Source organism: Paenarthrobacter sp. UW852 (genome assembly GCF_024608385.1).
Lineage (GTDB): Bacteria > Actinomycetota > Actinomycetes > Actinomycetales > Micrococcaceae > Arthrobacter.
In genome coordinates this window covers 1-2,642 of record NZ_JAMSGY010000018.1, presented here as the reverse complement: position 1 = coordinate 2,642, position 2,642 = coordinate 1, and the positions used below count along the sequence as shown (strand labels likewise).

Annotated in this window: 2 protein-coding genes; both read right to left on the bottom strand. The window is 67.2% G+C overall.

The annotated features are described in order from the left end of the window. Positions 1 to 133: 133 nt before the first annotated feature. A complete protein-coding gene (gene istB, locus NEK97_RS19745) occupies positions 134 to 922 on the bottom strand; it encodes an IS21-like element helper ATPase IstB (RefSeq protein WP_191036490.1) in 789 nt (262 codons plus the stop codon). Further along, positions 919 to 2,448 carry an IS21 family transposase gene (istA, locus tag NEK97_RS19740; protein WP_257371401.1) on the bottom strand — a complete coding sequence of 510 codons (1,530 nt, stop codon included), beginning with the start codon at positions 2,446 to 2,448 and terminating at the stop codon, positions 919 to 921. Before istA ends, istB begins: the two co-directional genes overlap by 4 nt. Positions 2,449 to 2,642: the final 194 nt, after the last annotated feature.

Genomic DNA, 2,642 nt, shown 5'->3' with positions numbered 1-2,642 from the left:
TGTCAATGGCCAGTTGTTTCTGCCCACGGACGGCCACTAAAAGTGCCCGCTGGTGGCCAGTAAAACTGCCCGGTTATGGCCAATAGATCTGCCCACTGATTGGTTTCGGCGGGATTGGCCATCGTTGGGTTGGTCAGTTCAAGCGGGTGACTCCTTTTCCGGCGAGGGCTTGGGTGAGGCGGACGGAATCGCCACTGGTCTGGCAGACGTGGGCGTGGTGCAGCAGTCGGTCAACGGTGGCGGTGGCGAGGGTTTTGGGCATGAGCTCGTCGAACCCGGCGGGGTGGAGGTTGGAGCTGATCGCGACGGACCGTTTTTCGTAGGCTGCGTCCACGACCCGGTAGAGGCCTTCGGCGGCGTCGGTGGCCACGGGCAGCAGGCCAATGTCGTCAATGACCACGAGCTCGGCTCGGAGGATCCGGGCGACGGCCCGGGTGACACTGTCATCGGTTCGGTGGGCGCGGATGAGGACGCCGAGGTCCTCGAGCCTGAACCAGGCGACCCGCATGCCGGCTTCGACGGCCTGCTGGCCGAGGGCTTCGAGGAAGAACGTCTTCCCCGTCCCCGAGGGCCCGCAGACGACGAGGTTTTCCCGCCGGGTGATCCATTCCAGAGTCCGCAGCGCCTGCTGGGTCGGGGCCGGGATGGAGGACGCTGCCGGGTCCCACGCCTCGAAGGTCTTCCCGGTCGGGAACCCTGCCGCTTTGCGGCGGGAAGCGAGCATGGACCGGGCCCGGCCGGCGGCTTCCTCCGTGAAGAGGGCCTTGATGACCTCAGCCGGTTCCCACCGCTGGGCGCGGGCCGTCGCGATCAGGTCCGGGGCCAGCGCACGGGCGTGGGGCATTTTCAGGGACCGCATCAGGGCTTCCAGGTCCGCCGGCAGCGGCGGAGCCGCGGTATTGGTCGTGGTGACGGGGCTCATCGGGCCTCCTCCGGCGTGGTGTTGGTTGCGGGGTTGCCGATCGCGGCCCACGCCCCTGTTCCTTGCGTGAGGGAGGTGGCTTCGTTGGCGGCGTGGGTGGTAGTGCGGCGGATGTTGGCGTTCAGGATCGAGGCGAGGTCCTGGTGCGCGAACCGGCCATGCAGAGCGGCGTCGCCCAGGGCGCGATCAACCTGATCGGTGCCGGCGATTTTGGCCAGCGTGACGGCTTCTGCCATTTTCACGTTCATCCTTGCGGTCCCGGCCGCGGCGGCCTCGACGAGCCATGTTCGGGCGCCTTCGCCGATGGCCAGGAACGCGGCTTCGTCCGCGCTGCGGGCCCTCACCTCGTAGTCGCCGGGGAGCTTCGCCCGGGTTCCGGGGAAGTGTTCGTCGTTGATGGCGGGGCTGCCGGGTCGTGCCCGTTCGTGGCGGGCGACTTCGACGGGCCCGGTCGTGCCGTGGTGGACGATGATGACCTGCTCGCCGGGCCCGGTGCCGTGGGTGCGGACGAACACCCGGGCTCCGAGCAGGTGGGCCGGGACGGAGTACTGGGCGTTTTCGAAGGTGACCATTGGGGTGTTCTCCGGAACGCTGCGGGCCAGGCCAAACGCGACCGTGTGGGCGGTGTCCGGGATCCGGTGCAGCCGCGGGGCTTCCTCGGCGAGCATGGCCGCGGGTTTCCTCCGCGTCGTCCGGTGCTCACGGTGATTGACTTCGTCCATGAACGCCGTGCAGGCGGCCTCGAGCTCGGCGAAGGTGCGGTAGTCATCGCGGAGGTTGGTGTCTTTGGGCACGAGGTCAGCCTTGGCGAGTTTCACGGACGCTTCCACCCCGCCTTTGGTGGCCGGGTCCGCAGGCTGGCAGGTCAGCACGGTCACCCCGTAGTGCCGGGCGAAGTCCAAGGTCTGCTGGTTCCGCACCGGGACCCCGGCAACATGGGAGGTGGTCACGGTCTTCTCGTTGTCCGTCAGGACATACGTCGGCGCCCCGCCGAGGATCCGGAAGCACCGGTCCAGGGCCGCGAACACGCTCGGCGCCGTCCTGTCCTTGAGCGGGATCACGATGCGGAAGCGTGAGAACGCCAGCCACGCCACGAACAGGATGGTCTTCACCCCGCCGATCCGGGGCCCGTCGCCGAAGTCGTACTGCAACCACATCCCAGGTTCTGTGATCCACGGCCTGTGCACGCGGGTATGGCCCAGCCGCCACGCGGCCTTGACCTGCGCGATCGCCCGGCGGGTGGAGCGCTCCGAACCCGCATAGCCCAGAGCGAGGAGCTTCTCGTGGGCCTTGTCGGCACGAATCCGGCCCTTGGAGGCTTCCACCCATTCTTCGATCTTGGGCAGGAAAGCGTCAGTGACCCGGCCCCGGGCCATCGGTTCCCCGATCGGCCTGCCGGCATCCCGGGCGCTCACGTGTTTGGCAACAGTGTGGTGCGAGCAGCCCGTGAGCTCCGCGGTGGCGCGCAACGATCCGGTCAGATCGTAGGCAGCAAGAATTTCCATGATTTCTCCGTCAGACTTCATACAGGGCCTCTTCCTGGTTCGCTTGGTGCGCTTAGACACCGTCATCAAACCCCAGGGAGAGGCTCCCACCGCTTAAGGCGCGGTCGGTTCAGCAAGGAAGTGGGCAGATCTCATGGCCACCATCGGGCAGTTTTACTGGCCGTCAGGGGGCACTTTCGTGGCCGCCTATGGGCAGTTTTTCATGGCCGCTAACA

Excerpts from the sequence above, each read along its gene's own strand:
- istB (WP_191036490.1), bottom strand. The coding sequence starts at position 922 with ATGAGCCCCGTCACCACGACCAATACCGCGGCTCCGCCGCTGCCGGCG.
- istA (WP_257371401.1), bottom strand. The coding sequence starts at position 2,448 with ATGAAGTCTGACGGAGAAATCATGGAAATTCTTGCTGCCTACGATCTG.